Source organism: Neorhizobium sp. NCHU2750, assembly GCF_003597675.1.
Lineage (GTDB): Bacteria > Pseudomonadota > Alphaproteobacteria > Rhizobiales > Rhizobiaceae > Neorhizobium.
The window spans coordinates 424,852-442,521 of the sequence record NZ_CP030827.1 but is presented as its reverse complement, the minus strand read 5'-3'; the positions used below and the strand labels follow the sequence as shown (position 1 = coordinate 442,521).

At 63.1% G+C, this 17,670-nt stretch carries 18 protein-coding genes; 5 read left to right on the top strand and 13 right to left on the bottom strand.

Annotation, left to right across the window (positions count from 1 at the left end):
• Positions 1 to 66: 66 nt before the first annotated feature.
• Positions 67 to 300 (top strand): DUF2093 domain-containing protein, encoded by a 234-nt coding sequence (locus NCHU2750_RS02090; protein ID WP_119938940.1) that lies wholly within the window; start codon positions 67 to 69, stop codon positions 298 to 300.
• A gap of 20 nt (positions 301 to 320) precedes the next feature.
• Here NCHU2750_RS02090 and NCHU2750_RS02085 read toward each other — a convergent pair whose 3' ends face one another.
• The 8 genes from NCHU2750_RS02085 to NCHU2750_RS02050 form a co-directional block, all read right to left on the bottom strand.
• On the bottom strand, positions 321 to 572 hold the full coding sequence (locus NCHU2750_RS02085; RefSeq protein WP_119938939.1) for a hypothetical protein: 252 nt from the start codon (positions 570 to 572) through the stop codon (positions 321 to 323).
• A complete protein-coding gene (locus NCHU2750_RS02080) occupies positions 569 to 1,006 on the bottom strand; it encodes a PIN domain-containing protein (RefSeq protein ID WP_119938938.1) in 438 nt (145 codons plus the stop codon). Before NCHU2750_RS02080 ends, NCHU2750_RS02085 begins: the two co-directional genes overlap by 4 nt.
• A 54-nt stretch (positions 1,007 to 1,060) precedes the next feature.
• Positions 1,061 to 2,104, bottom strand: a complete 1,044-nt coding sequence (gene lpxK, locus NCHU2750_RS02075) for a tetraacyldisaccharide 4'-kinase (protein WP_119938937.1) — start codon at positions 2,102 to 2,104, stop codon at positions 1,061 to 1,063.
• A gap of 5 nt (positions 2,105 to 2,109) precedes the next feature.
• Positions 2,110 to 2,880 (bottom strand): HAD family hydrolase, encoded by a 771-nt coding sequence (locus tag NCHU2750_RS02070; protein ID WP_119938936.1) that lies wholly within the window; start codon positions 2,878 to 2,880, stop codon positions 2,110 to 2,112.
• Positions 2,877 to 4,211: a lipid IV(A) 3-deoxy-D-manno-octulosonic acid transferase gene (gene waaA, locus NCHU2750_RS02065; RefSeq protein WP_119938935.1), complete on the bottom strand. Its 1,335-nt coding sequence runs from the start codon at positions 4,209 to 4,211 to the stop codon at positions 2,877 to 2,879. Before waaA ends, NCHU2750_RS02070 begins: the two co-directional genes overlap by 4 nt.
• A gap of 161 nt (positions 4,212 to 4,372) precedes the next feature.
• Positions 4,373 to 4,609, bottom strand: coding sequence for a DUF4170 domain-containing protein (locus NCHU2750_RS02060; RefSeq protein ID WP_119942839.1), 237 nt, complete (start codon positions 4,607 to 4,609; stop codon positions 4,373 to 4,375).
• A 61-nt stretch (positions 4,610 to 4,670) separates the two neighbouring features.
• On the bottom strand, positions 4,671 to 5,474 hold the full coding sequence (locus tag NCHU2750_RS02055) for a 3'(2'),5'-bisphosphate nucleotidase CysQ (RefSeq protein WP_119942837.1): 804 nt from the start codon (positions 5,472 to 5,474) through the stop codon (positions 4,671 to 4,673).
• 5 nt (positions 5,475 to 5,479) lie between these two features.
• Positions 5,480 to 6,826 carry a TldD/PmbA family protein gene (locus NCHU2750_RS02050; protein WP_119938934.1) on the bottom strand — a complete coding sequence of 449 codons (1,347 nt, stop codon included), beginning with the start codon at positions 6,824 to 6,826 and terminating at the stop codon, positions 5,480 to 5,482.
• 106 nt (positions 6,827 to 6,932) lie between these two features.
• On the opposite strand from NCHU2750_RS02050, the gene NCHU2750_RS02045 reads away from it, so the two are divergent.
• Positions 6,933 to 8,750, top strand: coding sequence for a monovalent cation:proton antiporter-2 (CPA2) family protein (locus tag NCHU2750_RS02045; RefSeq protein WP_119938933.1), 1,818 nt, complete (start codon positions 6,933 to 6,935; stop codon positions 8,748 to 8,750).
• A gap of 12 nt (positions 8,751 to 8,762) precedes the next feature.
• Here the strand turns inward: NCHU2750_RS02045 and NCHU2750_RS02040 are convergent, their stop codons facing one another.
• The 3 genes from NCHU2750_RS02040 to NCHU2750_RS02030 are packed head-to-tail and all read right to left on the bottom strand — an operon-like array spanning position 8,763 to position 12,358.
• Positions 8,763 to 9,644 carry a patatin-like phospholipase family protein gene (locus tag NCHU2750_RS02040; protein WP_119938932.1) on the bottom strand — a complete coding sequence of 294 codons (882 nt, stop codon included), beginning with the start codon at positions 9,642 to 9,644 and terminating at the stop codon, positions 8,763 to 8,765.
• A gap of 53 nt (positions 9,645 to 9,697) precedes the next feature.
• A complete protein-coding gene (rsmD, locus tag NCHU2750_RS02035; protein WP_119938931.1) occupies positions 9,698 to 10,258 on the bottom strand; it encodes a 16S rRNA (guanine(966)-N(2))-methyltransferase RsmD in 561 nt (186 codons plus the stop codon).
• Positions 10,259 to 10,261: 3 nt separating this feature from the next.
• Positions 10,262 to 12,358: a pseudouridine synthase gene (locus NCHU2750_RS02030; RefSeq protein WP_119938930.1), complete on the bottom strand. Its 2,097-nt coding sequence runs from the start codon at positions 12,356 to 12,358 to the stop codon at positions 10,262 to 10,264.
• Positions 12,359 to 12,504: 146 nt separating this feature from the next.
• Between NCHU2750_RS02030 and NCHU2750_RS02025 the strand changes: the two genes are divergently transcribed.
• Positions 12,505 to 12,960: a nucleoside deaminase gene (locus NCHU2750_RS02025; protein ID WP_119938929.1), complete on the top strand. Its 456-nt coding sequence runs from the start codon at positions 12,505 to 12,507 to the stop codon at positions 12,958 to 12,960.
• Positions 12,961 to 13,038: 78 nt separating this feature from the next.
• On the opposite strand, the gene NCHU2750_RS02020 is transcribed toward NCHU2750_RS02025, so the two are convergent.
• Together NCHU2750_RS02020 and ileS are read right to left on the bottom strand one after the other, a co-directional pair.
• The gene (locus tag NCHU2750_RS02020) at positions 13,039 to 13,659 is read right to left on the bottom strand and encodes a hypothetical protein (RefSeq protein ID WP_245480309.1); all 621 of its coding nucleotides are present in this window, start codon (positions 13,657 to 13,659) and stop codon (positions 13,039 to 13,041) included.
• Between the two features lie 160 nt (positions 13,660 to 13,819).
• The gene (gene ileS, locus NCHU2750_RS02015; protein ID WP_119938927.1) at positions 13,820 to 16,738 is read right to left on the bottom strand and encodes an isoleucine--tRNA ligase; all 2,919 of its coding nucleotides are present in this window, start codon (positions 16,736 to 16,738) and stop codon (positions 13,820 to 13,822) included.
• Between the two features lie 317 nt (positions 16,739 to 17,055).
• On the opposite strand from ileS, the gene NCHU2750_RS02010 reads away from it, so the two are divergent.
• Positions 17,056 to 17,337 (top strand): antitoxin of toxin-antitoxin stability system, encoded by a 282-nt coding sequence (locus tag NCHU2750_RS02010; RefSeq protein WP_119938926.1) that lies wholly within the window; start codon positions 17,056 to 17,058, stop codon positions 17,335 to 17,337.
• Positions 17,338 to 17,342: 5 nt separating this feature from the next.
• Positions 17,343 to 17,627: a type II toxin-antitoxin system RelE/ParE family toxin gene (locus NCHU2750_RS02005; protein WP_119938925.1), complete on the top strand. Its 285-nt coding sequence runs from the start codon at positions 17,343 to 17,345 to the stop codon at positions 17,625 to 17,627.
• Positions 17,628 to 17,670 lie beyond the last annotated feature (43 nt).

The following is a 17,670-nucleotide window of genomic DNA, read 5'->3' as shown; positions in this document are numbered from 1 at the left end:
AAGCGGTCTGGTAATGGTGCTGCGTTCGGGGTAGAGGGAACGATGTTTTTTCGCAGGAGACGAGTGATGAACCGGTTCGAAGGCAGCGGCTTTCGCGAAGCAAAGATCCGCTATCTCGACGGCGACTACCAGGTGCTGACTTCCGGCTCCTACGTCACCTGCGCCGTCACCGGTACCCACATCCCGGTCGACGAACTGCGCTACTGGAGCGTTGCGCGCCAGGAGCCCTATGCCGACTGCGCCACGGCGCTCGAAGCGGAAAAGCGCGCCGGCACGCTGCCCAGCCAGCAGCACGGCTGACCTCACCCGGCGCTACTGCGTCATTTTCCTTCGTCAGCCAATTCATCGCCTTCGTCCGGCTCATTGGCCGGAACACGATCGAGGATGGCGAGCGCAGCCTCGACATTGCCGCGTACCGCTCGCTTCTTCAGGTCCATGATTGCACGTCGATGACCTATGCCATCGGCAATCAGCGCGGAAAGCAACTGGTTCAGCGAAACATTGTCCTCGGCCGCAGCCAACCGTGCCTCTTCCATGACGTGATCAGCCAGCCTCAGAGGATAGGTGCTCATCTCGGGTCTCTCCTTTCATTCCGTCCTGCCAGGTATTCGCCGGCGTTCATGACGGACATGCCGAATGCACTGACGGCGGGATTTTTGAAATGGCGGTGGTTGCTGACGATATATGTCGCGCCGGCCGCCAATGCGCATTCAATATAGCAATCGTCCTTGGGATCAGACAGGAATGGCCTGAATTTGAAGGACGGCGATACCAGCCGGGCCTTCCGAAAGAGTGCGTCCAGAACGGTGTCGATCGCGCCTGCCTCGATCAAAGGATTTTCGCCAAGAATGCCGGGCCGTTTCAACAGATCCTCGTATTCGAGAGCCACGGCTGGCGAAACCGCAAAAGATGTCTCGCCCACCAGCATTTGCCGCAGAAGCCGATGCGATGCACCGCGCGAAGAACGCAGGCCCGCCAGAACAACATTGGCGTCAGCAACGATCATCACCTACAATGATATCATATAGGATATCACGTCAAGCTTCCAGATCAGCGGCCTTCATCCGTGAGCGCCTGTTTCACGCAGCTTCCGATCGCGGAAATTGTTGAAGGCCGTTTCGATGATGGTCATCGGGGCGCGCGGGTCGTCGAAGACCATGTCGATCTCGATGATCCTCGACTTTTCCAGAAGTTCGGCGGCTGCCCCCTGATGGCCGACGAGCCGGGCTGCGTCCTTGGCGGTGGTCGCCAGGAGAAGGCCCTGACGCGCCGCATCGTCGAGCAGCGCGCGGATCTCGTCCTCGGTGAAATAGTGATGGTCGGGGAAGGACCGCGTCTCGGAAACCATGCCGCCGACGGCGCGGACGGTGCGGTAGAATTTTTCCGGATCGGCAATGCCGGCATAGGCAAGCACGTTCCTGCCCGAGATGCCCGAATCCGGCCGCGGCTTTATTCCGGCGACATGGATGGGCTTGCCGGCGCGTGCCGCCTGGCGGACGATCCGGTCGGCGGCCTCGCCATCGCCGACCTTGAGGATGGCGGAGAGCTGGCGCATCTGCTCGGCGATCGGCGCGCGCACCGGGCCGCCGGGAACGAGATGGCCATTGCCGATGCCGCGGCGTGCATCGATGACGACAAGGGCGAAATCGAGTGTCAGCCGGGCGCTCTGGAAACCGTCATCCATGATGATCAGGTCGGCGCCTTCGGCGGCAAGCCTTCTGGCGCCCTCGACGCGCCTGCGCGAGATCACCGTCATCGCCTCGGCGGCGAGAAGCAGCGCCTCGTCGCCCACGGCATCGGCGCGGTGGCGCTCGCGGTCGACCATGGTCGTCGCGTCGAGCGAGCCGCCATAACCGCGACTGAGGAAGCCCGGCCTGTGCCCCATGGCCTTGGCAGCCCTTGCCAGCGCGATCGAGGTCGGGGTCTTGCCGGCACCGCCGACGGTGAAATTGCCGACACAGATCACCGGAACGGTGGCGGAGGCACGTTTGGCATTGCGCATGCGGCTCCCGGCGATACTGCCGTAAAGCGCCGAAAACGGCGTGAGCGCGAACGCACGCCAATCGGCTTTCTCCCACCAGAATGGCGGTGCTTCGGAAACCATAGCGGCTATTCTCCCGCGGGGCCGGACGTGGCTGCGGCCCGAGGGAGTGCGGCCTGAGAGGATGCGGTGGAGAAGAGAAGGCCTTCGATCAGGGTAATGTCATCGAGACAGTGATCGGCAAGCGCCGACAGCGTATCGCGCGTGCCGGTGCCGGTCAGCACCGCGAGAGTGAGCCCGGCGCCGGCGGCGCGGCCCATATGCATATCGTGATTGTTGTCACCGACCATGGCGACTTCGGAAGGATCGAGCCCGACCGCCTTGCAGAAGGCGAGCATCATGCCCGGCTGCGGCTTGGCGCCGAAACCACTGTCGTAGCCGGCGATGAAATCGAGATCGCCGATGATGCCGAAATGCTCGGCCGTGCGGCGGATGGCTTTTTCGTTGTCGCTGGAGGCGATACCGAGCTTCAGCCCCCTCGCCCGCAGCCTGGCAAATACGCTGGCAAGATCGGCCACCGGCACGGAAAATTCGGCGGCACGGACGAACAGCGCGTCGAGTTCGATGGCAAGTTCACCCGCATCGAGCGGCGAGCCGGCGGCGACAAAGCCTTCGGCAATCTCGGCGGCATTGCCGGCGGCAAGCAGGCTGTCGGCTTTCGTCGCTCCCGTTTCGGGATCCATGCCACCCGCGCGCAGCAGGACCGGTTCGAGATCGGCATTGCCGGCGGAAGCGATGCGGGCGGCCTCGCGGTTTACCGGGCCCCAGCTTTCGTCATAGCGGATGAGGGTGCCGTCCTTGTCGAACAGGATGCCCGCGATCGCGGGTGGCACTGTCACCGTCCACTCCCCGCAGCCGCGGCAGCGACCTTGGGCTGCAGCCGGGCACTGACGGTGAGCGGATTGATATAGGGCTCGAGCGCCTTGATCGTCTTGCCGAGCGCGCCGCGCAGGTCTTCCATCGCTTCCTGGCCGGCATCGACCATCTTGCGGCGTGCCGGATCGGTGATCAGCAGATAATGAACCGCCTTTGCCAGCATCTCGACATCCTTGACCACGCGCGCCCCACCCTTGCGGACGAGATGCGTATAGGCCTCGCGGAAGTTCTGGATATTCGGGCCGGTCAATACGGCGCAGCCGATCATGGCCGGCTCCAGCGGGTTCTGGCCACCCTCGTTGGTCAGCGAGCGGCCGACAAAGGCAATCTCGGTGAGGCGCAGATAGAGCCCCATCTCGCCGATGCTGTCGCCAAGGAAAATATCGGTTTCCGGCGTCAGAACGTCATCGCGCGAGCGGCGGGCAACGGTCAGGCCCTCACTCTTCAGCATGGCCTCGATCGCATCAGCACGGTCGGGATGGCGCGGCACGATGATGGTCAACTGGCCGTTCTTCGGCTTCAGCGCCCGGTGCACGGTGGCTGCCGCCTTTTCCTCGCCATCGAAGGTCGAGATTGCGGCCCAGGTCTTGCGGTCGCCGATCTCCGCCTTGTATTTCGCGAGCAGAAGTTCGTCACAGGGCGGCGGATCGGTATCGCTCTTCAGGTTGCCCGAGACGATGACCGGCCATGCACCGAGATCGCGGAAACGCTCGGCATCGAGATCGGACTGGGCAACGACGAGCGCCATCTTCTCAAACAGTGCTTCCGCTACCTTGACATGATTGCGCCAACGGTTGAAAGACCGATCGGAAATACGCGCATTGACGCGGATCTGCGGCACGCGGCGACGGGAAAGCTCGGCAACCGTGGTCGGCCAGATTTCCGATTCCGCCGTGATGCAGGCATCCGGCTTCCAGTAGCGGAGGAAGCGCTTGATCGGGAATTTGACGTCGACCGGCACATATTGATGGATGACCTCGTCGCCGAGACGGGCCTCGACGAGTGCCGCCGAGGTGACGGTGCCGGTGGTCAGGACGACATGGATCTCGCGACGGCGAAGCTCGCGGATCAAAGGCAGGATGGACAGCGTTTCGCCGACGCTGGCCGAATGGACCCAGACCAGCGGCCCGCGCGGACGCGGCTTGCTGGCATAACCGAGGCGCTCCAGCCGGCGGGACCGGTCTTCCTTGCCCTTAAACGCACGCATGCCGAGATATGGGCCGGCCATGGGGTAAAGCGCGATGCCGGCAACGCGATAGCCAAACAGAGCCAGGCGGGCCATACCGCTGCTCATAGCTTCCGCTCCCGAACCATGCCAAACGCCATCAAAAGCTCACTCCCGAAGTGATAATCTATTCCGGCTTACGTGTTTCACAAATGCGTCAAAAAAGCGGGCTTCAGATCGAGAGGCCTCAACCTGAAGCTTTATCATATTCTTCGAGGCTTGTGTCAGGCCTATTTGATTTCCGGTTCCAGGAGCCGGTGCATGTGAACGATAAAATAGCGCATCTGCGCATTGTCAACCGTTGCCTGGGCTTTTGAGCGCCAGGCGACGAGCGCCGTCGCGTAATCCGGATAGATGCCGACGATATCGAGCGCCGCAAGATCCTTGAATTGAATGCCGCCAAGGCTTGAAAGTTCACCGCCGAAAACCAGGTGCAGAAGCTGCTTCTTTTCGCTCGATTCCGTCATTTCCATATCCGTCCGTTTATACGACTTTCGGCTCATCCTCTGCGGCATTCCGCCGCAAACGTCAACCCGCCGCGCCGGTCACAAGATGCGGCAAAAGAACCTCGCGCGCATGGCGGGTTCCGGCGACCAGAACCCCGTGGCTGACGGCCTTGCGGTTATAGGTCAAAGGCTCGCCGTCGAGATCGGTCAATGCTCCGCCGGCCCGTTCGAGGATGAGGTCCGCGGCAGCCAGATCCCAGTCATGGCTGTCACGCTTGACGATGGTGCCATCGATACGGCCATCGGCGGCCATGGCCAGGCGGTAGGCGAGTGAAGGAACATGGCTGACCCTGCGGACGGAGAGATCCGGCAAAAGCCGCTTCACCACCTTTTCATCGGCGGCAAGCACCAGTTCGTCACGGCTGTCGTCCTCTTTGGGTACGGTGATCGGAATGCCGTTGCGCAAAGCCGGGCCGTCGGCGACGGCCAGATATTCCTGATCGAGTGCCGGTGCCACCAGCACGCCGGCCACCGGCCGGCCGCGATGGACGACGGCCACCGAGACGCACCAGATCGCCTCGCCGGCAATGAAGGCGCGGGTGCCATCGATCGGATCGACGACGAAGAGAGTGTCGCGCTCCAGGCGGTCACTGTCGTCGTCGGTTTCCTCCGACAGCCAGCCGTAGTCGGGCCGTGCCCTGGTCAGGATCGACTGGAGGCGATCGTTGGCGGCAAAGTCGGCGGCGCTGACCGGCGAACGCCCCTCGTTCTTCCACCACACCTCGGGAGACTGCCGGAAGAAGCCGTTGGCCACCTCGCCGGCTTGGCGCGCGGCATCGCGGATGAGATCGAGATCGGCGTTCCAGTTGCGGTCGGCTGCATCCATGGCGGTCAAAGCCCCGCCAGCGTCATGCCCTCGATCGCGATGGTCGGCGAGGCAACACCATATTTACGGTCGATATCGTTTGCCGGGGTGATGCGCATGAACATGTCCTTGAGGTTGGACGCGATCGTGACTTCCGAAACCGGATAGGCAAGCTTGCCGTTCTCGATCCAGAAGCCGCTCGCACCCCGCGAATATTCGCCGGTAATCATGTTCACACCCTGACCGATGAGTTCGGTGACATAAAGGCCGGTGCCGACGGAGGCGATCAGGTCGTCGGCGGAGATATCGCCCGGCTCCAGCGCCAGATTGGTCGATGCGGGGCCGACCGAATTGCCGCCGCGCACGCCGCGGCCGTTGGTCGGCAGGCCGAGTTCGCGGCCGGTCGAGGTGGAGAGGAACCAGTGCTTCAGCACGCCGTCCTCGATCATCACCATGCGCTCGCCCTTGACGCCTTCGCCATCGAAGGGACGCGAGGAGGAGCCGCGCACGATCAGCGGATCGTCGGTGATGTTCAAGCCGGCCTTCAACACGGGTTCACCCATCCTGTCGCGCAGGAAGCTGGTCTTGCGGGCGACCGAGGCGCCGTTGATGGCGCCGGCAATGGCGCCGACGAAGCCGCGGGCCATGCGCGGATCAAACACGACGGTGACATTGTTGGCGGTCGGCACCTGGCGGGGATTGATGCGGGCAACGGTGCGCTCGCCGGCGCGGCGGCCGATCAGGTCTGCGGCATCGAGATCGGCGGCGTAGAGGCGGCTGTCGAAATCGTAGTCACGCTCCATCTTCGTGCCCTCGCCGGCAATGGCGCTGACCGAGCGGCTAAAGCGGGAGGCCATGTAGGAACCGGTAAAGCCATGCGAGGTGACGAGAACCATGCCGCCGAGCCCGGCAGAGGCGCCTGCGCCCGACGAATTGGTAACGCCGCCGACGGCGAGTGCTGCCGCTTCCGCTTCAAGCGCTGCCTCGCGCAGCTGGTCGGTCGAGACATCGGTCGGATCGAAGAGGTCGAGATCGGGATAGGTTCTTGCCAGCCGGTCGGCATCCGCCAGGCAGACATAGGGGTCTTCCGGCGAGACCTTGGCCATGGCGACGGCGCGCTCTGCCAGTACCTTCATGTCGAAGCCGGGATTGGCCGAGACGCTCGCGACCCTTTGACCGACAAAGACACGCAGGGCAAAATCATCACTTTCGGAGGATTCGGTTCCTTCCACCTTGCCGAGCCGCACCGAGACGGAGCGGGAGCGGGAGCGAACCACGACAGCATCGGCCGCATCAGCCCCTGCCGCCTTCGCCAGATCGATCAGTTCGGACGCCCGGGACAAAAGCGCGGCAGAATCAATTTCGGAGCTCATATTTGCAAGCCTTTCGTTCCTGTCCCATTTATTGTGAGCGCTTCGACGCATCAAGGGCGCCACACCGATTCTTGACTGCCATATCCTTCCTATTGAAAGTTCTTTCATGACTGCACCCGGATCATTGTTCACCGAAATGCTGCTTCTGCTCGCAGGGGCCGTGATTGCCGCTCCGATCTTCAAGCGGCTCGGGCTTGGAACAGTGCTTGGGTATCTTGCCGCCGGCGTGGTGATCGGTCCGGTACTGCAGCGTATTACCGATACGGAAGAGGTGCTGCATGTCGCCGAATACGGCGTGGTCTTCCTGCTCTTCGTCATCGGGCTGGAGCTGAAACCGTCGCGCCTTTGGCAGATGCGCGGCGACGTGTTCGGGCTCGGCCCGGCGCAGGTCATCGTCACCGGGCTGGTGCTCGGCGCGCTGGCCTTCGAAACCGGGCTTGCAACATGGCAGGGCAGCCTGATCATCGGCTTTGGCCTGGCCTTGTCGTCCACCGCATTCGCGCTGCAATTGCTCAACGATGCCGGCGAGATCAACAGCCGCTACGGCCAGCGGTCGTTTTCCGTGCTGCTGTTCCAGGATCTCGCCATCGTGCCGCTTCTGGCGCTGATCACCATCCTTGCGCCGGGAACGGCGGAGCAGGCGGCAACTCCACTCATCGATTTCGCCGTCGCCGTCGCAGCCGTCGCCGCGGTGGTGCTTGCCGGCAAATACCTGCTCAACCCGATGTTCCAGATCATTGCGCGCACGGGTGCGCGCGAGGTGATGATCGCCGCAGCCCTGCTCGTCGTACTCGGTGCCGCCGCCGCGATGCAGGCGGTCGGCCTGTCGATGGCGATGGGCGCCTTCCTGGCCGGGATCATGCTGGCGGAATCCTCCTATCGGCACGAGCTGGAGGCCGATATCGAGCCGTTCCGCGGGCTGCTTCTGGCACTGTTCTTCGTTGCCGTCGGCCTGTCGCTCGAAATCGATGTCATCCTCGACCACATCCTGTTCATCATTCCGGCGGTGATCGGCTTCATGGTGGTCAAGGCGCTGGTCATCTATGGCCTCTGCCGCCTGTGGGGTTCGCCGCATAACGATGCGGTGCAGATCGCCTTCCTCTTGCCGCAGGGCGGCGAATTCGCCTTCGTGCTGTTCACCACGGCAACCGCCGCGGGGCTGCTTTCATCATCGACCGCCTCGCAGCTGATCGCCATCGTGACGCTTTCCATGGCGCTGACGCCGGCCGGTGCGACGCTTGCCAAGCGGCTGCTACATGGCGAGACGCGCGAGGAGCTGGAGGAGGATTTCGAGGGTGCCGGCGCAGACGTGCTGATGATCGGCTTTTCGCGCTTCGGCCAGATCGCCGCACAGATCCTGCTCGCCGGCGGACGTTCGGTCACGGTCATCGACGATTCCGCCGACCGTATCCGCCAGGCGGCGAATTTCGGCTTCCGCATCTATTTCGGTGACGGCACCCGCCGCGACGTGCTGGTTTCTTCCGGCATCGAGCATGCCAAGATCGTCATCGTCTGCACCCAGAAGCGGGAGACGACCAACAAGATCGTCGAACTGGTCATGTCGGAGTTTCCGAACGTGCGCCTCTTCGCCCGCTCCTATGACCGTATCCATTCGCTTTACCTGAGGGAAAAGGGCGTCGAATACGAATTGCGCGAGACGCTGGAATCCGGCCTGCTGTTCGGCAGCCGGACGCTCGAGGCACTCGGCATGAGCGAGGCGGATGCGGACAAGATCCGCGACGACATCCGCCGCCGCGACGAGGAGCGGTTGCAGATCCAGGCCGTGGAAGGCCTTACCGCCGGCCGCGACATGCTGTTCAACAGCCCGGTCAAGCCGGAACCGCTGATCAAGCCGAAGCGCGTGAGCGTCGAGGAGGAGAAAAAGGCGGAAGAAGCGGGCGCGGCAGCCGTCGGCGAGTGGTGACCCCCCGATCCATCAGCCCCTGCCGACAGCCGTCTCCAGCGCGTCGACGGCGCGTTTCAGCTCGTCCTTCACATGCTCGGACTCGTCCAGGATGTCCTGCGCCTTGAGGAAATCGAGAACCCGGAAGCGGTTGACCTGCGGGCGCAGGAAGATATGCGGCGGATTGAGCTTCAGCTTCAGAGCGATCGAGGCCTGCATGGTGAGCTGGCTTGCGCCGAACAGCGCATCGATGCGGGTCGGCGGATGGGTGCCGTCGCCTTCGGGGGCGCCGACCACATCGACGCCGATGACGACGTCGGCAAGATCGAGCAGGTGTTCATAGGGGACCGGATTGAACACGCCGCCATCGATCATCACCCGGCCGTTGATCATGACCGGCATGAACAGGCCGGGAATGGCGGCAGAGGCGGCGATCGCGCTCCTCAAGTCCCCCTCTTCGAGCACGACTTCGGCCTGGCCGTAATAATCCGTCACCGAGATCTTCAGCGGGATCGGCAGGTCGGCAAAGTCCTCCGGAATATGCGGCGGCAGGAAGGCCTCAAGGATGGGATCGAGATTGAAATGGCCGAAGCGGAAGCCGCCGAGCCTGTCGCGCATGCTGGCCGGGCCGAGGCTCCACAGCCGGTTGAACAGCGAATTACGGTTGCCGACGGTGCTGAGCGCATAATCGCGGATCTCCTTGCCGCGCATGCCGGACGCCATGCCGGCGCCCATGATGGCGCCGATCGACGAACCGGAAATCGCCACCGGGCGGATGCCGAGCTCATCCAGCGCCTCGATGACGCTGATGTGAGAAATGCCGCGCGCCCCGCCCCCGCCGAAGGCGACGGCATAGCGCAGGCCGCCCGGGGTTTTCTCGTCATCCAGATCCGGCAGTGAGATGCGGGTGTTCATGACGAGACTTCCTGCGGACTTTCCTTTGGGCTCAGCCCGGTTGGCCCTGGGGCTCAGCCCGGTTGGTAGCGGTAGAATTCGACGCGGGTATCGCCGAACATGCGGCTCTCGAGCGGCTTGAAGATCGGATCGAGCACCGGTGCAGCGTCGGCCCGCTCTTCGAGAATAACCAGTGCGCCGGGTTTCAGCCAGCCGCCCGAATGGGCTGCGGCAAGCGCCTTTTCACCCAGCCCCTTGCCATAGGGCGGATCGGCAAAGACGAAATCGAAGGGCTCGATATTGCCGATAGAGCCGAGATCGGTCGCATCCCGCCGCAGGATGCGGGCGCGGCCATGCAGGCCGAAACTGTCGATATTCTCCCACAGCAGGCCCCTGCCCTCGACGCTGTTTTCGACGAACAGCGCCTGCTTGCAGCCGCGCGACAGGGCTTCGAGCCCCACCGCGCCGGTGCCGGCGAAAAGATCGAATACCCGCGTGCCGTCTATCGCGTCCGGATAGACATGGCCGATGATGTTGAACAGGCTCTCACGCGTCCGGTCGATGGTCGGCCGGATATCGTTCGACTTCGGCGTGGCCAGCGCGCGGCCGCGAAACTCTCCCCCAACGATCCGCATGCATCAACCCTTGGGGCTACGCGGCTTGCCGCCGCCCGGACGACCGCCAGCGGGACGACCGCCATTCGGGCGGCCCCCGGAGGGCTTTCCACCAAAGGATTTTCCGCCACCGGGCTTGCCGCCGAAGCCGGGCTTTCCGCCGGAAGGCCGGCCACCTGATGGCTTGCCACCAAAACCGGATTTCGCGCCTGCAGGCTTGCCGCCGAAGGGCTTGTCGCCTCTGTCAGGCCGATCACCAAAGCTGCGTTCGCCGCGATCCGGGCGATCACTGCGCGGGCGATCGGAGAACGGCCGGTCACCACGGGGGCGATCGCTGCGCCGTTCGTCACCCGAAAAGGCGCGTGCGGGACGGTCGCCATCCTGGCGCGGCTTGCGATCTCCAAAGGGACGGTCACCACGCGGCCTGTCGCCACGAGCGTCGTCCCTACGAGCACCATCCCCACGGGGACGATCGGAGAATGGGCGATCACCGAATGGGCGGTCACCACGGGGGCGATCCGAACGGGGCCTGTCGCCAAAGGACCGATCCCCTCTACCCTCGCCTCTCGGCTTGTCGGAGAACGGACGGTCGTCGCGATCACGAAAGCCGCCGCGGGTCGGCGTATCCGGGCCATCGGCGCGGATCCAGTCGCCATCCTCGTCGCTGGCGCGGTTGATCGAGGCGCGGCGTTCGCTCTCAGCCGATGGCTTCTTGAACAGTTCCTCGGCCTTGGCACGGGCGGAAGACTTGCGCTCCTTGCCGTCGGCGGTGGGCTTTGCGCCCGGTGCCATCCAGACATTGGCGGTGCGGCTGGTGCCCATCGGCGGACGCTTCTTCGGCTTGTCGTCGTCGAAATCACGATCCTGGGGCGCGGCGGCGAACTTGCCAAACGGCTTGGAGCCGGGCTTTGCACCGAACTTGCGGTCGTCACGCTTCATATCGGGACGCTTGGTGTCGAGACGGCCGAGTGCCCGCTCGCGGCGATCCTCGCGGTCGCCACCGCGTTCATTGGGGCGCTCGTTCGCCCAGCCACGCTCGGCCTTGGCCGGACGCTCTGCCTTTTCGACGCGCTGCGGATTGTCCTCGCCACCTTCATTGAAGAGCGGAGCCTCGAAATTGGCCTTGGATTCATTGATCAGGCGGGGCCCGAGCTGGTCGCGCAGCGTGCGGCCGCGCACTTCGAGCACCTCGCCTTCCGGCAGATCGCCGAGCTGGAACGGGCCATAGGAGATGCGGATCAGGCGGTTGACCTCGAGGCCGAGCGCGCCGAGCACATTCTTGATCTCGCGGTTCTTGCCTTCGCGAAGCCCCATGGTGATCCAGACATTGTGGCCCTGGGAGCGGTCGAGGGTCGCCTCGATCGAGCCATAGAGCACGCCGTCGACGGCGATGCCGTCCTTCAGCTTGTCGAGCGCTTCCTGATCGACCTCGCCATGGGCGCGCACGCGGTAGCGGCGCAGCCAGCCGGTGGTCGGCAGTTCGAGCGTGCGCGACAGGCCACCGTCATTGGTCAGAAGCAGCAGGCCTTCGGTATTGATATCGAGGCGGCCGATGGAGAGAACGCGCGGCAGGCCTTCCGGCAGATTGTCGAATACGGTCGGGCGGCCTTCCGGATCGGAATTGGTCGTCACCAGACCGCCGGGCTTGTGATAAAGCCACAGACGGGTGCGCTCGATGCCGCGGATCGGCACGCCGTCGACCTCGATCTTGTCTTCCAGCGTGACATTGACGACGGGCGTATCCAGCGGCTTGCCGTTCAGCGTGACGCGGCCGTCGAGGATCATGCGCTCGACATCGCGGCGCGATGCCACGCCGACGCGGGCGAGAAGCTTGGAGATGCGCTCGGGCTTGCCGTCGGCAACAGTCGCGGCGTCGTCGGTGACAAATTCCTCGCGCTTGGCGGAGCGAACCTGTTTCTTCGGCGCGCCGTCCTGATTGGCACGCGGCCTTGCCGGCGCAGCGGATTTTCCACCTGCCGACTTCGGGCCTGCCGACTTCGCACCCGGCTTGGCACCCGGTTTGGAACCGAGCTTTGCAGGGGGTTTCGCCGCGGCTTTCGGCTTGGTTTCGCGAACGAAGGGCTTTGCCTCGCCGCGCTTCGGCTTGTCTTTTGAATTCATTTGTTGTTTGCCTGAAGCATGATGTCTACGGATGATATCCGGACATCCTTGTTCGTGTTGGTTTGACGTTATCACGCGCAAAGCGCGCTTCGTGTTGCATGCTTCCTACCAGTTCGTGCGATCCGGGTTAAGAGGAAATCGCCCAAATGACTAATAGGGCCGGGTTCATGGACGCCGCCTTGACCGAAGCCAGGAATGCCGCGGCCCGCGGAGAGGTTCCGGTCGGCGCTGTACTCGTCATCGACGGGGAGATCGTCGCCCGCTCGGGAAACGTGACCCGCGGCGAAAACGACGTGACCGCCCATGCCGAGATCGCAGTCATCCGCGAGGCAGCCGCAAGACTCGGCAGCGAGCGGCTCGGCAATGCCGATCTCTACGTGACGCTGGAGCCCTGCACCATGTGTGCCGCCGCCATATCCTTTGCCCGCATCCGCAGGCTTTATTACGGGGCGAACGATCCGAAGGGCGGCGCGGTGGAAAGCGGCGTGCGGTTCTATTGCCAGCCGACCTGCCATCATGCCCCCGAAGTCTATTCGGGGATTGCGGAAAGACCGGCGGCCGAATTGCTGACCGACTTCTTCCGCGCCAGACGAGAGAGCTGAAGCAGACCCGGCAGAGATTGCCGGGATCATGTCTGTTTGACTGGGCCTGCTCTTCTGGCCCTGCCTACCGGATCAGCCTTACTGGAACGGCTTCCACCAGGCGGAATTGCTGCCAGTAGAGGCGGCTTCGGCCTCCTTCTTGCGGCGCGCTTCCTTCTTGCTCTCGGGCTCGCCGAGATCGGCAAGCGCTGCCGGATCGGCAGAGCGATAGGCTGCCGGCGGATCGGTCAGCGAATGGCGGCCGCCCGACACATCGGTGGTCTCGGCCGCAGCCTTGGCCTTGCGGAAGGCTTCCCACTTCTGGGTTTCCGTCAGCTGGCCCGCGGTACCATCGCCGGCCAGAAGCGGCGAACGGTAATTCTGGTTCAGCCGGTTATCCTCGGCTTCCTTGCGCAGGCGCGCACGGGTTTCTTCCGGTGATTCGACCCAGTTCGGATTGTTGTCGCGGTTGGCCAGCGACTTCTCGGGCGCCGGAAGCGCCTCGTGGCCGGTTTCATCCTGCTTGGCGACGACCAGCGTCGGGCGCGGATTGTAGCGGATCTTGGCCTTGTCCTCGTCCTTGCCGCCACCAATGGCGACAGCGGCACCGAGATCGTCACCCAACTGCACCATGGCAGGCTTGTCGGTACCGTAAGTCGGGCCCATGCAGCCGGAAAGAGCCGCAGAAGCAGCCAGCAAACCGGCCGTGCCAAGGGCCATACGCAAGGTTATCGTTGTTTTCATCAAACCCCTACCAGAGACGCCCGCCTCGACGCCTTAGAGACTATTGCCATCGACCTGACGGATAAATCCGGCCAATTTCAGGCAGGAATACCGGATGATGCATTGAAGCGCAATCATCCGGTAACCTTGAAGCACATTAGATACGACCGAGCGCCGCCAGTTCGGTCAATGCTGCCGCATCGCGCGCCGATACGTCCGGCCATGCCGGATCGGAGCCGACATCGGTGGTGACCCGCCAGGAACGGGCGCATTTGACGCCTTCCGCAAGCTTCGGATCGACCGCCACGCCCGGCACTTCCGGCAGACGGAAGGCCATTTCCGGACCCTCGCCCGCAGTCACCGTGATCGCGGAGGTAATGCAGGTTTCCTCGAATTCGAGGCCTTCGAGCGCCTTCAACAATTCGGCATCGGCAACATAGACCACCGGGGCCGCTTCCAGCGACGAACCGATGCGCTTGTCCTTGCGCTCGATTTCGAGTGCGCCTGTCACGACCGAGCGAACCTTCCGGATCTTCGCCCACTTTTCGGCAACCGCCTCGTTCTTCCACTCGGCCGGGACCTCGGGGAACTGTTCGAGGTGAACAGAGACCGCATCCGGCTTCAGCGACAGCCATGCCTCTTCGGTGGTGAAGGGCAGCATCGGGGCAAGCCAGGTGACGGTCGCCTCGAAGATCTTGCGGATGACGGCGAGCGACGCGCGGCGGCGCAGCGACGACGGGGCATCGCAATAGAGCGCATCCTTGCGGATGTCGAAATAGAAGGCCGACAGTTCGATATTGGCGAAATCGATCAGCGCACGGGTGATCTTCTTGAATTCGAACGCGTCATAGCCTTCGCGCACGAGCTTATCGAGCTCGTAGAGGCGATGCAGCATGAGCTTTTCGAGTTCGGGAAGCTCGGCGTAAGCGATCTCCTCACCTTCGTCATGGGCCAGCGTGCCGAGCATCCAGCGGATGGTGTTGCGCAGCTTACGATAGGCATCGACATTGGTCTGGATGATGGTCTTGCCGAGGCGCTGGTCTTCCCAATAGTCGGTGGTCATGACCCAGAGGCGCAGGATATCGGCGCCGGCATCCTTCATCACATCCTGCGGCGACACGACATTGCCGAGCGACTTCGACATCTTCTGGCCCTTTTCATCCATGGTGAAACCATGGGTGACGACCGTGTCGTAAGGCGCGCGGCCGCGGGTGGCAGCCGATTCCAAGAGCGAGGAATGGAACCAGCCGCGATGCTGGTCGGAACCTTCGAGATAGACGTCTGCCGGCCATTTCAGGTCTGGACGGTCTTCCAGCGTGAAGGTGTGGGTGGAACCACTGTCGAACCAGACATCGAGGATGTCCATGACCTGCGTCCACTTGGCCGCATCGTGGCCATTGCCGAGGAAGCGTTCCTTGGCGCCTTCGGCGAACCAGGCATCGGCGCCTTCGGCATCGAAGGCCTCGAGGATGCGCTTGTTGACCTCTTCGTCCTGCAGGACATTGCCCTCGTCATCGGCAAAGACGCAGATCGGGACGCCCCAGGCGCGCTGACGGGACAGAACCCAGTCCGGGCGCTGCTCGATCATGGCGCGCAGGCGGTTCTGGCCGCCGGCGGGGACGAAACGGGTGTCGTCGATCGCCGACAGCGCGCGGGTGCGCAGCGTCGTGCCATCCTTCAGGTCCTTGTCCATATAGACGAACCATTGCGGCGTATTGCGGAAGATGATCGGCTTCTTGGAGCGCCAGCTATGCGGATAGGAGTGCTTGAGGCGGCCACGGGCGAAAAGCATGTTGCGTTCGATCAGCGCCTTGATGACGCGGTCGTTGGCGTCGCCCTTCTTGCCGTTGTCATCCATCACGCGGCCGCCCTCGAAACCGGGGGCGTCTGCGGTGTAGGTGCCGCTATCGTCGACCGGGAACGGGATGCGGGTGTCGATGCCGCGGGCTTCCAGTTCCTTGACCGACGACATCCAGGCCTCGAAGTCCTCGCGGCCATGGGATGGAGCGGTGTGGACGAAACCGGTACCGGCATCGTCGGTGACGTGATCGCCGGCGAGGAGTGGGACGGCAAAGTCGTAGCCGAGGTCCTTGAGGGGATGCTCCGCCGTCAGCTTGCTCAGAGTTTCGCTTGAGACATCGGAAAGACGAACGTATTGCAGCTTGGCCTTCTTAAACGAGTCTTCTGCCAACGCGTCCGCAAAGACCATTTTCTCGCCGGGCCGAGGGCCGAAGTCGTTTTCGGTTGCCGTTACCTCGTAAAGACCATAAGCGACCTTGGGAGAATAGGCGATAGCGCGATTGCCGGGGATCGTCCAAGGGGTGGTGGTCCAGATGACGATCGAAACGTCGGGATCTTTAAACGCGACAGCCGACTTCGTGCGCTCAACCGGGAACTTCACCCAGATCGTGTCGCTCTCGTAGTCGTGGTATTCGACTTCGGCTTCCGCCAGCGCCGTGCGCTCGACCACCGACCACATGATCGGCTTGGAGCCGCGATAGAGCTGGCCGCTCATGGCGATCTTCAGGAGTTCGCCGGCGATGCGGCTTTCCGAATGGAAATCCATCGTCAGGTAGGGGTGGTCGAAATCGCCGACGATGCCGAGGCGCTTGAACTCGTCGCCCTGGATCTTGATCCACTTTTCAGCGTAAGCGCGGCATTCCTTGCGGAACTCGATCATCGCGTCGGGCTGCTTGAGGTCGGGCTTGGCCTTGCCCTTGGCGCGGTAGTTCTCTTCCTCGATCTTCCATTCGATCGGCAGGCCGTGGCAATCCCAGCCGGGAACGTAGTTCGAGTCATAGCCGCGCATCTGGAACGAGCGGGTGATGACGTCCTTGAGGATCTTGTTCAGCGCATGGCCGATATGGATGTTGCCGTTGGCATAGGGCGGGCCGTCGTGCAGGACGAATTTTTCGCGGCCGGCGGCGGAGGCGCGGAGCTTCTTGTAAAGGTCCATCTCGCGCCAGCGGGCAACGGTTTCCGGCTCCTTCTGCGGCAGGCCGGCGCGCATCGGGAATTCCGTTTCGGGCAGATAGAGGGTCTTCGAGTAGTCGAGCTTTTCGGCTGTTTCAGTCATAACGGGCAATCGTCTCTTGGCGCCGATGGGGCGCAATGCGGATTGAAAATTCGGTGGCGGAGGCGCTGATTTTTGCAAACGCCAAAATCCCGGACCTTCCCGCAGCCCTTCTCAGGCGGCGCGGAAAGCCGGGCCGATAATTCGTATGATCATCTTGTCGATGATCCGTGCCGAGATCTGGGCCGACCGGAAATCTGTCATGGACGCGGTTATTAAGGCGTTTTGCCGAGGAAAGGAAGGGGGATTTCGGCGGGAATGGCAGCGTGCTTGGCGCAGACGACCATAATGTATATCTTTGACGGAAAGAGGTGATCGATATGGGCAAGCAAGCAATCTTCACGCTGACGCTCGGGCAGGAACTGCGTGACGAATTCGTGGCGGCAGCGCAAGCATCCGATCAATCGCCATCGGACGTGCTGCAGGACATGATGCAGGATTTCATCCAGCAGCAGAAAATGGCCCCCGATTATCTGGCCTTCATGCAGGAGAAGGCCGCGATCGCCCGAAGCGAACTGGATGCCGGTGAAGCTATTGGCGGCGACGAAGTCGAGCGGGAATTCTCAGCGCTCCGTGCTGCGACCACTGCCAGGATGCGCTGACGATCATGAAGATACGCTGGGCGCCCGCAGCGAAAAGAGATCGAGCGCAGATATTCGATTATATTGCCGGCGAGAACCCGGAGGCCGCCATTTCGATGGATGAGCTGTTTTCCGGCGCGGTTTCGCGGCTGGTCAATTTTCCATTTTCGGGACGGCGCGGGGCAGTCGCCGGTACCCGTGAGATCATCCCGCACGAAAGCTATCGCATCGTCTATCAGGTCGATGATGAGACCGTATCGATCCTGATGATCATCCACACGGCCCGGCTGTGGCCGCCGGCGGGAACATGATCAAAAACGGCCGGCGGCTTTCACCGCCGGCCGTCGTCATTGC